The sequence below is a fragment of the Desulforhopalus sp. genome, from assembly GCA_030247675.1.
Taxonomy (GTDB): domain Bacteria; phylum Desulfobacterota; class Desulfobulbia; order Desulfobulbales; family Desulfocapsaceae; genus Desulforhopalus_A.
This window is the reverse complement of record JAOTRX010000009.1, coordinates 65,826-79,931: the sequence shown is the minus strand read 5'-3', so window position 1 is coordinate 79,931 and position 14,106 is coordinate 65,826. Positions and strand designations below refer to the sequence as shown.

The 14,106-nt window shown below is 56.4% G+C and carries 12 protein-coding genes; 2 read left to right on the top strand and 10 right to left on the bottom strand.

Going from position 1 to position 14,106, the window contains the following annotated elements; all coding sequences use genetic code 11:
- Positions 1–28: 28 nt before the first annotated feature.
- Both OEL83_17735 and OEL83_17730 read right to left on the bottom strand, forming a co-directional pair.
- Positions 29–1,039, bottom strand: a complete 1,011-nt coding sequence (locus tag OEL83_17735) for an inorganic phosphate transporter (GenBank protein ID MDK9708887.1) — start codon at positions 1,037–1,039, stop codon at positions 29–31.
- The gene (locus OEL83_17730) at positions 1,032–1,661 is read right to left on the bottom strand and encodes a DUF47 family protein (protein MDK9708886.1); all 630 of its coding nucleotides are present in this window, start codon (positions 1,659–1,661) and stop codon (positions 1,032–1,034) included. The genes OEL83_17735 and OEL83_17730 overlap by 8 nt, the downstream gene beginning before the upstream one ends.
- 606 nt (positions 1,662–2,267) lie before the next feature.
- Here OEL83_17730 and OEL83_17725 point away from each other — a divergent pair.
- Entirely contained in the window at positions 2,268–3,209 is a 942-nt protein-coding gene (locus OEL83_17725) for a universal stress protein (protein ID MDK9708885.1), read from the top strand.
- A 275-nt stretch (positions 3,210–3,484) separates the two neighbouring features.
- Positions 3,485–5,506, top strand: coding sequence for a glycosyltransferase (locus OEL83_17720; GenBank protein MDK9708884.1), 2,022 nt, complete (start codon positions 3,485–3,487; stop codon positions 5,504–5,506).
- Positions 5,507–5,580: 74 nt separating this feature from the next.
- Here the strand turns inward: OEL83_17720 and OEL83_17715 are convergent, their stop codons facing one another.
- From OEL83_17715 to OEL83_17680, 8 genes are all read right to left on the bottom strand, one after another.
- Positions 5,581–6,879, bottom strand: coding sequence for a phenylacetate--CoA ligase (locus OEL83_17715; protein MDK9708883.1), 1,299 nt, complete (start codon positions 6,877–6,879; stop codon positions 5,581–5,583).
- Between the two features lie 152 nt (positions 6,880–7,031).
- On the bottom strand, positions 7,032–7,757 hold the full coding sequence (locus OEL83_17710; protein MDK9708882.1) for an ABC transporter ATP-binding protein: 726 nt from the start codon (positions 7,755–7,757) through the stop codon (positions 7,032–7,034).
- 30 nt (positions 7,758–7,787) lie between these two features.
- A complete protein-coding gene (locus tag OEL83_17705) occupies positions 7,788–8,546 on the bottom strand; it encodes an ABC transporter ATP-binding protein (protein MDK9708881.1) in 759 nt (252 codons plus the stop codon).
- The gene (locus OEL83_17700) at positions 8,547–9,626 is read right to left on the bottom strand and encodes a branched-chain amino acid ABC transporter permease (GenBank protein ID MDK9708880.1); all 1,080 of its coding nucleotides are present in this window, start codon (positions 9,624–9,626) and stop codon (positions 8,547–8,549) included.
- A 5-nt stretch (positions 9,627–9,631) separates the two neighbouring features.
- On the bottom strand, positions 9,632–10,522 hold the full coding sequence (locus tag OEL83_17695) for a branched-chain amino acid ABC transporter permease (GenBank protein MDK9708879.1): 891 nt from the start codon (positions 10,520–10,522) through the stop codon (positions 9,632–9,634).
- A gap of 93 nt (positions 10,523–10,615) precedes the next feature.
- Positions 10,616–11,767 carry an ABC transporter substrate-binding protein gene (locus OEL83_17690; protein MDK9708878.1) on the bottom strand — a complete coding sequence of 384 codons (1,152 nt, stop codon included), beginning with the start codon at positions 11,765–11,767 and terminating at the stop codon, positions 10,616–10,618.
- A gap of 234 nt (positions 11,768–12,001) precedes the next feature.
- Positions 12,002–13,096, bottom strand: a complete 1,095-nt coding sequence (locus tag OEL83_17685) for a DUF4388 domain-containing protein (protein ID MDK9708877.1) — start codon at positions 13,094–13,096, stop codon at positions 12,002–12,004.
- A gap of 253 nt (positions 13,097–13,349) precedes the next feature.
- A complete protein-coding gene (locus OEL83_17680) occupies positions 13,350–14,000 on the bottom strand; it encodes a VTT domain-containing protein (protein ID MDK9708876.1) in 651 nt (216 codons plus the stop codon).
- Positions 14,001–14,106: the final 106 nt, after the last annotated feature.

Here is a 14,106-nt window from a genome sequence, read left to right as displayed (position 1 = left end):
AGAGGAATTTACGATCAGCAGCGGCGAATCACTGGCCAACGCCGCAGGCATGGAGGATAAAATAAAAGAGACCGGCGACGATAGCCGCCGCAGGAATGGTCACCACCCAGGCAAGGGCCAGATTGGCGGCAAGCTCCCAGCGGACCGCCGACAGGCGCTTACTTGAACCGACCCCGAAAATGCAGGCGGTGATGGTGTGGGTCGTGGAGATGGGGGCACCAAACATCGAGGCGCCGGTGATGATCAGAGAGGCTGAGGTCTCAGCGGCCAGACCTTGCACCATCTCAAGCTTAGTGATCCGGCTGCCCATGGTCTTGATGATTTTCCAGCCGCCCATCGCCGTGCCGAGCCCCATGGCCAGGGCGCAGGACAATTTTACCCAAAACGGCACCTCGATACTGCCGATTTGATGAAAAAGAAACAGTGCCAGGGTGATAACCCCCATGGTCTTCTGGGCGTCGTTTAAACCATGGCTGGTGGCCATGAAGGCCGCCGATAGGATTCGGACCTTTTGAATCCTCTGATTGACGGTCTTGCGATCGGCCCGGCTCAGCATGAATTGCAGCATCATGGTCATGCCGTAGCTGACGGCGAATCCGGCCAGGGGCGAAAAGATCAAGGGCAGAATGACCTTGGTGAAGATACTCGCGCCATTGAGACTGGCCATGCCGGAATGGGCAACCGCCGCACCGATCAAGCCGCCGATGAGGGCATGAGAAGATGAGGATGGAAAGCCGAAATACCAGGTCAGCAGGTTCCAGGCGATGGCCCCGATGAGGGCGGCAAGCACCAGGATCTGACTGCCCATGACAATATCGGTATTGACGATGCCCTTACCGAGGGTATTGGCAACCGCGCTTCCGAGAAGCGCCCCGACAAGGTTCAACACCGCCGCCATGATAACCGCCGTTCGTGGCGCCAGCACCTTGGTGGTAACCACGGTGGCTATGGCATTGGCGCAGTCATGCACACCATTGGTAAAGTCAAAAACCAATGCGACAACAACTATGACAACAAGAAGCAAAGGGATATCAAGCATTTTTCAGTACAACTTCTTCGATGGCATCCACCAGATCGTCGATCCGTTCGGTGACCTGTTCGATACGGTCGTATATCTGTATCCATTTGATGATTTCAACGACCCCGCTTATCTCGGTGATAACCCCGTCCTGGAGCTCCGAAAGACCGGTGCTGAGCAGCATCTCGCACTCCAGCTTAAGATCCTTGCCTTCCCGAACCAGAGGCCCCACTTCCTCCTTGCCCTGCAGCGCCGAGATCAGCCTTCCGGTGGAAATGGCCATGAGGCTGATGTTTTCCAGCATTTTCTTGGCGGGAAAGCGTATCCGGCTAAACCCCGACACATGGGTTCGGGTGGCGATGCTTTTCAAGACATTAATCGAATCTTCCTGGGCAAGGCTGATGCGGTAAATATCCTCACGATCAATCGGGGTAATAAACGACCCGGAAAGCTGCCGGGCAATCTCCCGACAGAGTTCATCTCCCTCCTCTTCCTTGAGGGTTATGCGCTTGTAGTTCTCATCTATAGCGGTATAGTCGCTGAATAGCCGGCTCAGCTCGCTGGCCACATCCTTAAGAATTTCATTTTGCTGAATAAGCAGATCAAAGAATCGGATCGATTTGGGGAAAAGTGTAAATACCATAACGATGCTCCTGTCAGGCTATTTTAGTCACCTGCAAAAAATAGCCGCGGCTTAAATTTCTGCAAGTGATGCATACACCCACAAGGGATACCTCAAGAAAGTCCCTTTTATGGGGTTCGGGGGATGAACCAACAAGGTGCCAGCAAAACTATATCTCCTTACTCTTTTTCGCAACGTTTATCTGCTTTTTTACTGTCACCGGATCACCTTAAGCTATGGCCGCCGGACAATTTGAGGATGTTACCATTACTGCACAAGAAATGTGTCCTTTCGCCGGCCGTGTAACTTTCCGGACACATAGAAAAAAACCCGGCAATACAACAGGATCTCCTCACCAGGGGATGATCTGTTACCAACTCCACACAGATTTCTCTGTTACCACCCCTTTGCCATATCCCCGCTTCCAGGCTAGAGCGAACCGGCATTACACGAAAATTCGGCAAGTTACCTCTTTTCCTCCAGGACTGGCATCTCTTTTGAAAGGACAAAGGAATAACACCGTTGCCGGAAAGCAGCAGACTGCCCCCGCCATGAGGGATATGGACCTTCATAAAATGGTTCTGGCGCTTGAGCAACACCAAATATGGGTCAATGGAGGAGTAAAAGATGAGTGTACAGAAAAGAAAAATACTCGTAGCTGTCGATGGATCGGAACAATCCTTGGACGCGCTTCGTTATGTTTCTGCGACAGTCCCCCCCAGCAGAGTGGAAATCGTTGTTTACCAGGTCATGAGTAAGGTGCCTGAGGTTTTTTGGGATCTCGGCAATGATCCAGCCTGGCAGGAAAAGATAGAGTCACTACGTGCCTGGGAACAACAACAGGAGGCCATCGCCAACACCTTCATGGACAACGCCAAGATTCTCTTCCAGGAGGCCGGATTTAACCAGTCGGCAATTGTCACCCAAATCGGCAGGCAAAAAGAGGGCATCGCCCGGGATATCGTCGCCCTGGCCCGGCAAGGATATGATGTCGTGGTACTCGGCCGCGGTAAGGCGAGCGCCGAAGAAGGCACCCCCCTTGGTAGTGTCGCCAGTAAGGTCCTCGGTGCCGCCAGCACCTTTTCCCTGTGGCTGATTGGCGGTAAGCCCAACTCGAACAAGGTTCTGATCGCCATGGATTCCTCGGATGGCGGGCAAAAGGCGGTTGATCACAGCGCCGATCTGCTCAACCACAACAACAACTCCATGACCCTTTTCCATGCAATCCGGGGCATTAATATCTCCACTGAGGGAATGGAGGATATCTTTCCCGAGGCCTATCGCCAGCAACTGCTGCGTGATGCCGAAAGCAAGATTCAACCGGCCCTGCAACTCGCCAAGGAGCACCTTGAGAAAATGAACATTGCCCCATCCAGGGTCTCCAGCAAGATCATCACCTCGGTAAAAAGCCGGGCGGCCGCCATAGTCCAGGAGGCCCGACAAAATGGCTACGGGACGATCGTTGTTGGACGACGTGGCATGACCAAGGTCGCCGAATTTTCCATGGGCAGGGTCACCAATAAGCTGACCCAGATGGCACGGACAGAGGCACTGTGCATTGTTGTTTGACCGAGGCCGGCTTCTTCCTTTTACTCCCGAGGGGCCGGTGCGCCGGCCCCTCGCGCCTCCTTTGAACGATCCTTTCCTGCCGCCCTCAGTTTCCCGCCAGCTACCTCCACCCAGACGCCAGGAGGATTCCGGGCAGAGGCCAAAACACCGTCAATGAGCTAAGCAGCTTGCCGTAGAAATCAGATTCTGGTAAGAAGATCGAGATACTGCGGCATCATGCCCCGGTAATTTCTTGCCCATCCCGCCTGCCATTTACCCGGGCCGGGATACCGCCCATGACGACGACTGGAGGCAAACGCGTGCCAGGGTCTTTAGCCATCCCCATCCCCTTCCTCTGCGGGGGAATCCTTTCTCTTAGCGGGATATGCTTACTCTTTGTCGGTCAGTTCGCCGGCGGCGGTTCCCTGGTATGGTTTTTTGCCGGTTTATCGTTGATGACCGGCGGCATGGTATTGCTGTGGCACTACCGACCCGGCAAACACGCCCTGCCAACGATCCTCCTCTTCGCCCTGATGCTGCGGCTGATCTTTCTTTTCTGGCCGCACAACTCCGACCTCAACCGCTATGTCTGGGAGGGGCATCTGCAGCATGCCGGAGTCAATCCCTACCTGGTTGCACCCTCTTCGCCGATGACCGAGCCCTTCCGCAATCCGGGCTGGGTGGAAATCAATCATAAAGACTATCCAGCCGTCTATGGCCCACTGGCCCAGCTGATCTTTCGTGCCGCCCAGCTGAGCGACCACCCGGTTCTGGTCCTGAAGCTCCTCTTTCTGGCAGGCGACATGGCAGTCCTCTGGCTCCTGCTGATCGCCCTGTACAGACACGGCATGGACCGGCGCCACGGCTGGCTGTATGCCGCGCATCCCCTGCCGCCGCTGCTGCTGGTTGGCGAAGGCCACCTTGAACCGCTCCTGGTGCTGCCGCTTTTTGCCGGTCTTCTCGCCCTCCATTGGGGCCACGCCCGCCGCGGACTTTTTCTGGTGGGCCTTGCCGCAACCGTCAAGATATCGGCGGCGGTGCTGCTGCCCTTTGCCATGAGACGTGTCGCAAAGCGTTTCTGGCCGCTGGCCCTTCTGCCCTTTTGCCTGTGGCTGCCCTTCGGCGACGGCTTTCTCGCCCACTGCTATACCCTCAGCCGCTTTGCCGGCGCCGAGACCTTTAATTCCCTGGTGCAGCTCCTCTTTGCCCCGTTCCTCACCCCTTCAGCAGCAGGCATGGCCGGAATTGCCATCTTTGCTTTGGGCTACTGCTGCCTCTGGGTCCTCGATCCCCACCAGCTGCGGGCAGGGATGCTGGTGCTTGGACTCCTGCTGCTGTGCAGTCCGGTTGTCCACCCCTGGTATTTCGCGATGGTCCTGCCCTTCGCCGTCCTGTATCGCAGCATTCCCTGGCTGATCCTCGCCACTACCGCGACCCTGCTGCTCTCTGTCAGCCTGCGCCATGCCGGGACCCAGCACTGGCAGGTGCCCTCCTGGCTGCTTTTTCTTGAATTCGCACCCTTTCTGCTGGCGGTGGCCGGTGGCCTTTATCGCCGTTCCCCCGTAGCCCCAGCCGTCTTCCCCCCTCCCGGCAGCCTCTCAATCCTCGTGCCGGTCTGTAACGAGGCGGAAAATATCGGTGCGTGTCTTGATACCATCATCATTGCCCCGGAGATTCCGGCGGAGATCCTGGTCATTGACGGCGGCTCGACCGACGCAACCATTGCCCTTGCTGAAAGCGACCGGCGGGTCCGCATCCTGCACTCTCCCCCTGGGCGCGGCACCCAGATAGCCGCCGGCTACCGCGAGGCCAATGGAGATCTGTTGATCATCGTCCATGCCGACAGCCGCCTCGGTCCGGCAACGGTAGAGCGGATTTGGCAGCATTGTCTGGGGCATCCCCATGTTGCCGGGGGGGCCTGCACCGCCCGTTACCTGCATCCGGCCATGCGTTTTCGCATTACCGAGGTCCTCAATGACCTCCGCGTCCTTTGGTGCGGCATCGCCTTTGGCGACCAGGTGCAATTTTTCCGCCGAGCGGCGATAGCGCCGGAGAATTTTCCCGATTACAAGCTTATGGAGGATATCGAACTGTCTATTGCAACCCGCCAGGCCGGGGCACTGACCCTCCTCCGCACCCCGGTCATCGCCTCGCACCGGCGTTGGGAAAAGGTCGGCTACGGCCGCAACACCCTGCAGGTGATCAGTCTTTCGGCGATGTATTTAATACTGCGCAGTCTTGGTCTGGTGCGCGATAAGGGCAAGGCTTTTTATCGGTATTATTATAGGGGGCGGCGCAAAGCCGTTCAGAGACAATAACTTGAACGCAGTGCCCCCTGAGACGGTATCCTTGGCCATAAAGAAATGGGGCAAAGGTTCAAGTTATTTCGTTTCTAAATCTTGCGGTTATCGATGACTTTTTTGCCCTTGCTGTCGATCCGTTCGAGGGTCTTTTCTTCGACGAGTTTGACATGGACATGGATGCCCAGGTCGGAGATCAGGCGCTCCTGCAGGGTGTCGGCCAGGGCCCACTGCTTTCGTACCTCGTCAAAGAACAGCGATTCGGTGACCTCGACCATGACGGTCAGCTTATCCTCATGATTCTCCCGGTCGACAATGATCAGGTAGGGCGGTTCGGTGCCGTTGATGTCGGACAGTACCGCCTCGATCTGGGCGGGAAAGACATTGACGCCCCGGATGATGAGCATGTCGTCGGTACGACCGAGAATTCGGCTAATCCGGGCGAGGGTCCGGCCGCAGGGACAATCCCCCGGCAGCTGGCGGGCGAGGTCGCGGGTGCGATAGCGGATGATCGGGAAGGCCTCCTTGGTCAGGGTAGTAATAACCAATTCGCCGATCTCACCGGGGGCAACCGGTTCAAGGGTTACCGGATGCAGCATCTCCACCAGGAAATGGTCCTCGTTGATATGCAGACCGTTGCATTCCCGGCACTCGCCGGCGACCCCCGGTCCCATAACCTCGGACAGCCCGTAGTTGTCTGTGGCGATAATGCCGAGGCGGGAAGAAATCTCCCGGCGCATGGTTTCCGACCAGGGCTCCGCCCCGAATACCCCGTACTTCAGGGACAATTCGCTGGAATTAATACCCATATCCATCATCACGTCGGCAAGTTTCAGGGCATGCGAGGCGGTACAGACCAGAGCCGTGGTCTTGAAGTCGCGCATGATGCGGATCTGCCGTTTGATATTGCCGGAGGAAATGGGAATGACCGAGGCGCCGAGCCGTTCGGCACCGTAATGCAGGCCGAGGCCGCCGGTGAAAATGCCGTAGTCATAGGCAACCTGCACCACATCCTCGGCGGTCACTCCGGCGCCACGCAGGACCCGCGCCACCAGATCCGACCAATTCTTGATGTCGTTGCGGGTATAGCCGACGACCGTGGTCATGCCGGCGGTGCCGGGTGAGGAATGAATCCTCACCACATCCCGCAGCGGCACGGCAAAAAGGCCATAGGGGTAGCTGGCGTGAAGGTCTTCCTTCATGGTAAAAGGCAGACTGCGCAGGGCGTCAAGGGAGGTTATGGCTTCGTAGTCGACCTTGGCTTCGCGCAGTTTCCGCCGGTAAAAAGGCACATGGGTCCCCAAGCGGTAGAGGGTTGACTGAAGCCTCTCCAGTTGCAGTTGCTCTAGTTCCTCGCGGGGCATGCATTCAAATTCCTTTTGCCAATACATCGTCCACCTCCAATTCCTCTGCTATATTTGGAAAAGAACTCTTCTTTCTGAAAAGAAGGAATTATCAATTAAGAGCCGTCATGGTTCTTCTATTGTCTAGGATAATGGCAAATTCTGGAAGGAAAAAGTACGATTCACTGCAAGAAGACCTTTCACTCCTCCAGTTTTTCCCGTCCAAGGTAGGCCCGCTGGACATCTTTATTGGCCAGGAGGTCCTCGGCAGGCCCCTGGATGATGACCTTGCCGGTCTCAAGGACATAGCCGCGGTCAGCGATGGCCAGGGCCGCCTTGGCATTCTGTTCGACCAGCAGGACCGTATTGCCCTCCGCCCGCAGCCGGACGATGATCTGGAAGATATCGCGGACAATGAGCGGGGCAAGGCCCGTCGAGGGCTCATCCATCATCACCAGCGACGGCTTGGACATGAGGGCCCGGCCCATCGCCAACATCTGTTGTTCGCCACCGGACAAGGTGCCGGCGAACTGCGACCGGCGCTCTTTGAGGATCGGAAACAACTCGTACTGGTGGTCAAGAAGGCGGTTCAGGTCTTTTTTGTGCTGCCTTGCCAGGGCATGGCCGCCAAGGATGAGGTTGTCGGCCACGGTCATCGAGGCGAATACCTGCCGACCCTCCGGCACCATGACACAGCCCCTGCCGGGGATCTTGGCGGCGGCAAGCTTGGAGATATCCTCGCCCTGAAAACGAACCTCCCCGGAGGTGGCCCGGATCAAGCCGGCGATGGTCGCCAGCAGTGTCGTCTTACCCGCCCCGTTTGCCCCGATGATCGCCACGATCTCACCGGCCTTGACATGCATCGAGATATTTTTCAGCACCCGCAGCTTGCCGTATCCCGCCTCAAGATTTCGTATCTTTAACATCCTGCACCCATCACAATTGGCCGCATAGGGCTACTCTCCAAGATAGACCTTGATGACTTCCGGATCGCCTTGAATCACCTTCGGCACGTCCTCGGCAATCTTCCGGCCAAAGCTGAGAACCACTATTTCATCAGAGATATCCATGACCAGGGACATATCGTGTTCCACCAGGAGGACGGTGATCCCTAAGTCACGTATACGGACGATCAGCCTGCCGAGCTCCGCCGTCTCGTAGATATTCAGGCCCGCCGCCGGTTCGTCGAGGAGGAGCAGCGAGGGCTCCAGGGCCAGGGCCCTGGCCATTTCCACGGCACGTTGCTGGCCGAAGGCGAGGTTGGTAGCCAGGGTATCGGCGCAATTGGCGATACCCAAAAAATCGAGGAGTTCCAGGGATTTTAGCCGAATGGCCTTTTCTTCCCGGCGGCAACCGGAACTGCGAAACATCGAGGCGAGAAATCCGGAATGCGAACGTACATGCCTACCAACCATGACGTTTTCAAGCGCCGTCATGCCGGCGAACATCTTGATATTCTGAAAGGTTCTGGCGATCCCCAGTTCAGCCACCCGAAACGGCCGCATGCCGCCTATGGCCCTGTCCTGAAAACGGATGGTCCCCGAGGTGGGGGGCAGCATCCCGGCAATCAGGTTAAAAAGTGTCGTCTTGCCGGCGCCATTCGGGCCGATGACCGCCTTGATCGCCCCCTGCTGCAGCGAGAAACTGACGCCATCGACCGCCTGCAGGCCACCAAACCGCTTACTGAGCTCATCCACCTGAAGAATCGTCGTCATCTAGGCCTCCTTTGCCGCAGGCTTTTTCCGCCGGAGAAACGGCAGATACTGCCAGACCCGGCCAAGCTGGAGACTGAGGATACCATTCGGGGCAAAGAGCATGATAGCAATAAGAATGGCACCGAAGACCGCATCGTCGTAAGTGCCGAAGAAGCCACGCAGTGACAGGAAATTAAGGACGATGCCCATGGCCAGCGCCCCCCAGAGGTTGGCCATGCCGCCGACCGCAACGATGGCCACATAGCGCACCGATTTCATGACACCCGCCTCGGAGGGCCCGATCCCCCCGTTATAGTGGGTGAGCAGCACCCCGGCCAGGGCCGAAAACACCGCCGACAGCATGAAGGTCTGCAGTTTGAAACGGGCGGTATCGACGCCCATGGCATCGGCCGCCTCCGGCGAGCCGTGAATGGCCCGAAGTGCCCTGCCCACCCTGGAGTCGATGAGATGCCTGAGGAGGAGCACGGCCAGGAGGAGCACGGTCCAGGCGATGTAATAATTCGGCACCCGCCAGGCGGCATCGCCGCTGATCTGCAATCCCGGCACCAGCATGAAACCGGGAACACCGGAGATGCCGTCCGCCTCGCCGAAATAGGCGCTGGCCAGGACGATCCGGTAGATGATGATGCCAAATCCGAGGGTAGCCATGGCCAGGTAGTGGCCTTTTAACTTCAGCACCGGAATGCCGAGAACAAAGGAAATTCCCAGGGCGACGAGAACCGCGATGATGCAGGCAACCCAGGGCAGGACCACCAGCAGTGGCTCACCGTAGATATCCTGGCCGGCCTGCAGACAGCCGAGGGAGTCGAGCAGGCGCACCGGCCATTGACCGGCGTATGGCATGAGGTTGCGGGTGGTCAGGGCCGCCGAGAGATAGCCGCCGATGGCAAAGAAACCGGCATGACCGAGGGAAATCTGCCCAGCGTAACCCATCAGCACACAGAGACCGACAATGAGCAGCGAGTAATAGGCGGACATGGTCAGCTGCGTCAGGTAATAGGCACTGCCGGTCCAGGCGGTGAGGAGTTGCACCAGGACCACCGCGGCGATGATGGGAAGGAAGATCAGATTTTTACCCATGGCCGTCAAAACTCCTTCAAGCCGGCCGCGGCACCCGAGCCGAACAGGCCGTGCGGCCGGACAAAAAGAATCACCAGGAGGATGGCGATGGCAATGGCATCCTGGAAAGCGAGCGGCACAACGGAGACGGAAAAGGCCTCAATGACCCCGAGGAGGAGCCCGCCGGCCACCGCCCCGAGGGAGTTCCCCAGGCCACCGAGGATGGCAACGGTAAAGCCTTTGATGGCCAGGCCGGTGCCGATATCGTATTGAGTGTAGGTAATCGGCGACATCACCGCTCCGGCCAAGGCGCCGATGCCGGCGCTGAGGACAAAGGACAGGGTCACCATATTCCGGGTATCGATACCGCAGAGCACGGCGGCCACCCGATTGGCGGCACAGGCCCGCATCTCCCGGCCGATGGAGGTGGCCTGAAAAAAGACATTGAGGCCGAGCACCATCAGGCCGCAAACACCGATGACCCAGACCACCTGCGGTGAAACCCGGGCGCCAAGGATATTGATGGTACTGATTTCATTGCCGAAAAAATAAGGCAGCGAACGGACATTGGAACCCCAGAAGTGCAGGGCCGCCTCGCGAATGATAATCGACAGCCCTATGGTGATGATAATCATCCGCAGGATTCCCGGGCTCTTCAGCCAGCGGATAAACAGCATCTCAATCCCGGCGCCGATGACCATGGTGATCAGCACCGCCAGGCAAATGGCCAAAGGTAGAGGCAGAAACTGCAGGCAGGTGATCGACAGCATGCCGCCGAGCATGACGAACTCGCCCTGGGCGAAGTTGATGATGCCGGTGGTGTTGTAGATGATATTGAAACCGATGGCAACAATGGCATAAATGCTGCCGTAGGTGATCCCGGCCACCAGATACTGGATAAATAATTCGGTTGTCATACGCTGGGAAACGTCCGGGGAAAGTCCTGGCCCCTTATGAGCGCAACCGGAGCGGGTATCCGCTCCGGTTGCCAGTGATCGCTGCGGTTTCGGTTATTTGCTGGAATAGGGAACGAACTTGCCATTCTTGACGGTCATCATCTCAAAGGCGTCCAGATCAAGGCCGTTATGGTCGGTGGCGGAGAAATTATAGATACCGCTGGTACCGGGCAGGTTTTTCAGTCCTTCGATGGCCTCGCGGACCTTGGCCTTGTCGGTCCCGCCGGCCAGGATCGCTTTTTCGAGAATCATGAAGGCATCATAGGCATAGCCACCGAAGGCAGAAGCGGTCTCCTGAAATTTTCCTTCATAATCTTTAATATACTTCACCAGAAGGGCCTTCTGCGGGTGACCCTCCGGGAGAAGATCGGCCATCAGCAGGCGCCCAACGGGGAAAATAACGCCCTCAGCCGCCGCGCCGGCCGCCTCAACGTACTTGATATTGCCAAAGCCATGGCTCTGGAAGATCGGCACCTGCCACCCGGCCTGGCGGATATTTTTGACGACGATGGCCTGGGCCGGAACGACCGACCAGTTGATTATTCCCTGCACCGCTGGATTGGCCTTGATCTTGGCGACCACGGCGGAGAGGTCGGTGGCCTTGGCGTCATAGACCTCGGCCTCGACGACCTCAATCTTGTAGTCGGGGGCGATCTTCTGCAGCTGTTCCTTGCCGGCCTTGCCGAAACCGGAGTTATCCACCAGCACGGCGATCTTGTTTATGCCGAGCTTGTTCATCTCCATGAAGATCTTGATCGCTGCCGAGGAATCGTTCTGGGGGGTTTTGAATACCCAGGAAGCCAGCGGATTGACGATGACCTCGGCGGCGGCGCAGGAAAGCAGCGGGGTCTTGGCATCCTCGAAGATCTTTTTAATGCTCATGGTTTCGCCGGAGCTGGAGGGTCCGATAACCGCCAGGACCTTTTCCTCTTCGAGGAGCTGCTTGGCAAGCGAGATGGCCTTTTCCGGATTGCCGGCAGTGTCCTTCAGCAACAGCTCCACCTTCTTGCCGCCGATACCGCCTTTGGCGTTGGTTTGTTCAACCAGCATTTCCAAGGTACGGGCCTCGGGACCACCAAGAAAGGAGGCCGGACCGGTAACGGCCAATAAGGCGCCAAGCTTGATATTCTCAGCCCACGCGGAAGGAACCGCGAGTAAACAGACGGCTGCAAACCCACAAAGACACATGGCCAACTTCTTTTTCATGCACTTCCCCCCTTGCAATTTCTGCGCAATCTTAATGGTTGATGAATTGACAAAAAACGCCACAATCGGTCATACCAATACGATCAGAACAGCGAAGAAACACCGAGTTCCAATCATGCTGGCATACTTAAAAAGCAGTATGACCACACCGTGAAAAATCATTTCGAGCAACCTACTCTGAAAAGGAAGCAACAGGCAAGTGTTTTCCAACAACGGGCTACGGGGAGAAGACAGTCATGATGGTTGATGCTCATCGATTCGCTGCAGGCCTTCCATGAGCATCCCCATGAAACCGCCTATAGGCGGCAGATTCTCAATCTCTTTGGGAATACCCTTTGCGTAACTGAAATGACCACTCTTGACCTTGACAAGGGCATAGACCACGTCCTTGTTGCGCATATTGAGGAGACGGGCGTGAATAATCTCGCCCTCTTTGAAGAAAACCATGGCCTTGCCCTGTTCAAGTGACAGATCAAGCCGCCCGGTCTTTTGTGAGGAATTGATAAGCTGGAGAAGGTCAACGATGGATATTTCCGCCAATTCTCCAGACATACCTGAGGTGATATTGCCCGACCGGAGGGTCATGGTCTGGGCGCGAATGACCAGGAGTTTGAAGAGGAATATCTGGAGAATCGGATACTTCTTCAGGACGTGCTTAAAGTTCTTGGCGCTCAGTTTGGCTACCTGGGTCTCGGCCAGGGTATAGATGGAGCTGGAGGCCGGTTCACCGGACAACAGACTCATCTCTCCAAATATCTCCCCCGCCCCCATCTCGGCAATCTTCGCCCCGTCCTCGGCCACCACCGACACCATCCCGGACAAGACGATAAACAGGTTGTTGCCGGGATCACCCTTTTTTATAACCACCTTATCGATGGGAATGGTGGCCAGTTCGAGGAGGAGGGTCAGATCGATCAGGGCATCGTCTTCAAGAGACTCAAACATGTCCAGGTTACGCAGCACACCAAAGAATTTTTCCAGGTGCTGCCGGCGTTTTCGCTCTTCCGTCTCATTGAGCAGCTTCATCTGTACTGTGGCGAAATCGCGTTCTTTTTTAAATTCAAAACGGATCAGGCCATCGCCGCAGCCGCCGCCGCAGTCGAATCGCGATTTTTGGCCGCCGATTTTGGCAAAGCCGCTGTACCTGTCAATCGATGACATGATATCGGCGATGACCTTCGCCAGGAACAAACAGCCCGGTTTGAGCGCCGGAACGGTCAGCCCGAAATTCTCGACCTTGAATTCTTCACCGACGTTGTAAATGGGACAGGAGCGCTCCTCGGTAACAACGAAGATGGCATCACGAAATTTGCTCGTTGGTTTTTTCACGATATACCCTGATTATTCACCGGCGAACCACTATCACACGCACATTCCGCCGCGCCATGTGCGTGCCCTGAAATGAAACCGTGTAGGGAGATAATAAACATCGTCTCCTTATAGCACAAACATGAGATGTTTATCCAGGATGGCAACAGACTTTCCCTGGCGGAGAGAAAAAGGAGAATACTCCAGAATTACCCCAGAAAAGCCTGAGCTAGTTCTGGGAAATTGAAGAAGATTTGAGGAAATGACGGTGTTGTCAGTTTAACGGTTGCGCCTTCGCCCGGCTCTTGAAAAATTCGATAATAACCGGCACGACCGAGATGGCGATGATAGTAAGTACCACCAGTTCGAAATGCTTTTTGATAAAGGGGATATTGCCGAAGAAATACCCGGCGGTAACACAACTGAAGACCCAACCGGCACCACCGATTATGCTCCATGGCAGGAAGACCCGCCACTTCATCTCCGCCATCCCGGCAATAAAGGGGATATAGGTCCGGAAAAAAGGTATGAAACGGCAGAGGGTTACGGCCTTTGGCCCGTGTTTTTCGTAAAACGTCCGGGCCTTTGCCAGGTTCTTCTGGTTGAAAATGATTCCATCTTTGCCACTGAAGGCCTTATGGCCAAACCAGACTCCCATAAGCCTGTTGAAGTTGTCACCGAGTATCGCGGCTACCGGGAACAAAGTGAGGACAATGGTCAAGTCCATGGAACCGGTGGCACACAGCGCGCCGATGGCAAAGAGCATGGAATCTCCGGGGAGAAAAGGCGCAACGACGAGACCCACCTCGGAAAAAATGATAAGGGCAATCAGACCGTATATCCACGGGCCGTACAGGGCGACCAGCTCGGCGAGATGGGTATCGAGATTCAGAAAATACTGCAGAACAATGTGAAAGTATTCCATATTGGTAAGCTTTGGAAAGAAGGTCCCCAGAGAGGAAATAAAAGCAGCGCCGAATGAGGAAGATGGCGTAATGAGCCATCCCTTTTGACCTGCGAAATAACAACCG

Coding starts and splice junctions, on each gene's coding strand:
- OEL83_17735 (MDK9708887.1), bottom strand. CDS start 1,039: ATGCTTGATATCCCTTTGCTTCTTGTTGTCATAGTTGTTGTCGCATTG.
- OEL83_17730 (MDK9708886.1), bottom strand. CDS start 1,661: ATGGTATTTACACTTTTCCCCAAATCGATCCGATTCTTTGATCTGCTT.
- OEL83_17725 (MDK9708885.1), top strand. CDS start 2,268: ATGAGTGTACAGAAAAGAAAAATACTCGTAGCTGTCGATGGATCGGAA.
- OEL83_17720 (MDK9708884.1), top strand. CDS start 3,485: ATGACGACGACTGGAGGCAAACGCGTGCCAGGGTCTTTAGCCATCCCC.
- OEL83_17715 (MDK9708883.1), bottom strand. CDS start 6,879: ATGTATTGGCAAAAGGAATTTGAATGCATGCCCCGCGAGGAACTAGAG.
- OEL83_17710 (MDK9708882.1), bottom strand. CDS start 7,757: ATGTTAAAGATACGAAATCTTGAGGCGGGATACGGCAAGCTGCGGGTG.
- OEL83_17705 (MDK9708881.1), bottom strand. CDS start 8,546: ATGACGACGATTCTTCAGGTGGATGAGCTCAGTAAGCGGTTTGGTGGC.
- OEL83_17700 (MDK9708880.1), bottom strand. CDS start 9,626: ATGGGTAAAAATCTGATCTTCCTTCCCATCATCGCCGCGGTGGTCCTG.
- OEL83_17695 (MDK9708879.1), bottom strand. CDS start 10,522: ATGACAACCGAATTATTTATCCAGTATCTGGTGGCCGGGATCACCTAC.
- OEL83_17690 (MDK9708878.1), bottom strand. CDS start 11,767: ATGAAAAAGAAGTTGGCCATGTGTCTTTGTGGGTTTGCAGCCGTCTGT.
- OEL83_17680 (MDK9708876.1), bottom strand. CDS start 14,000: ATGGAATACTTTCACATTGTTCTGCAGTATTTTCTGAATCTCGATACC.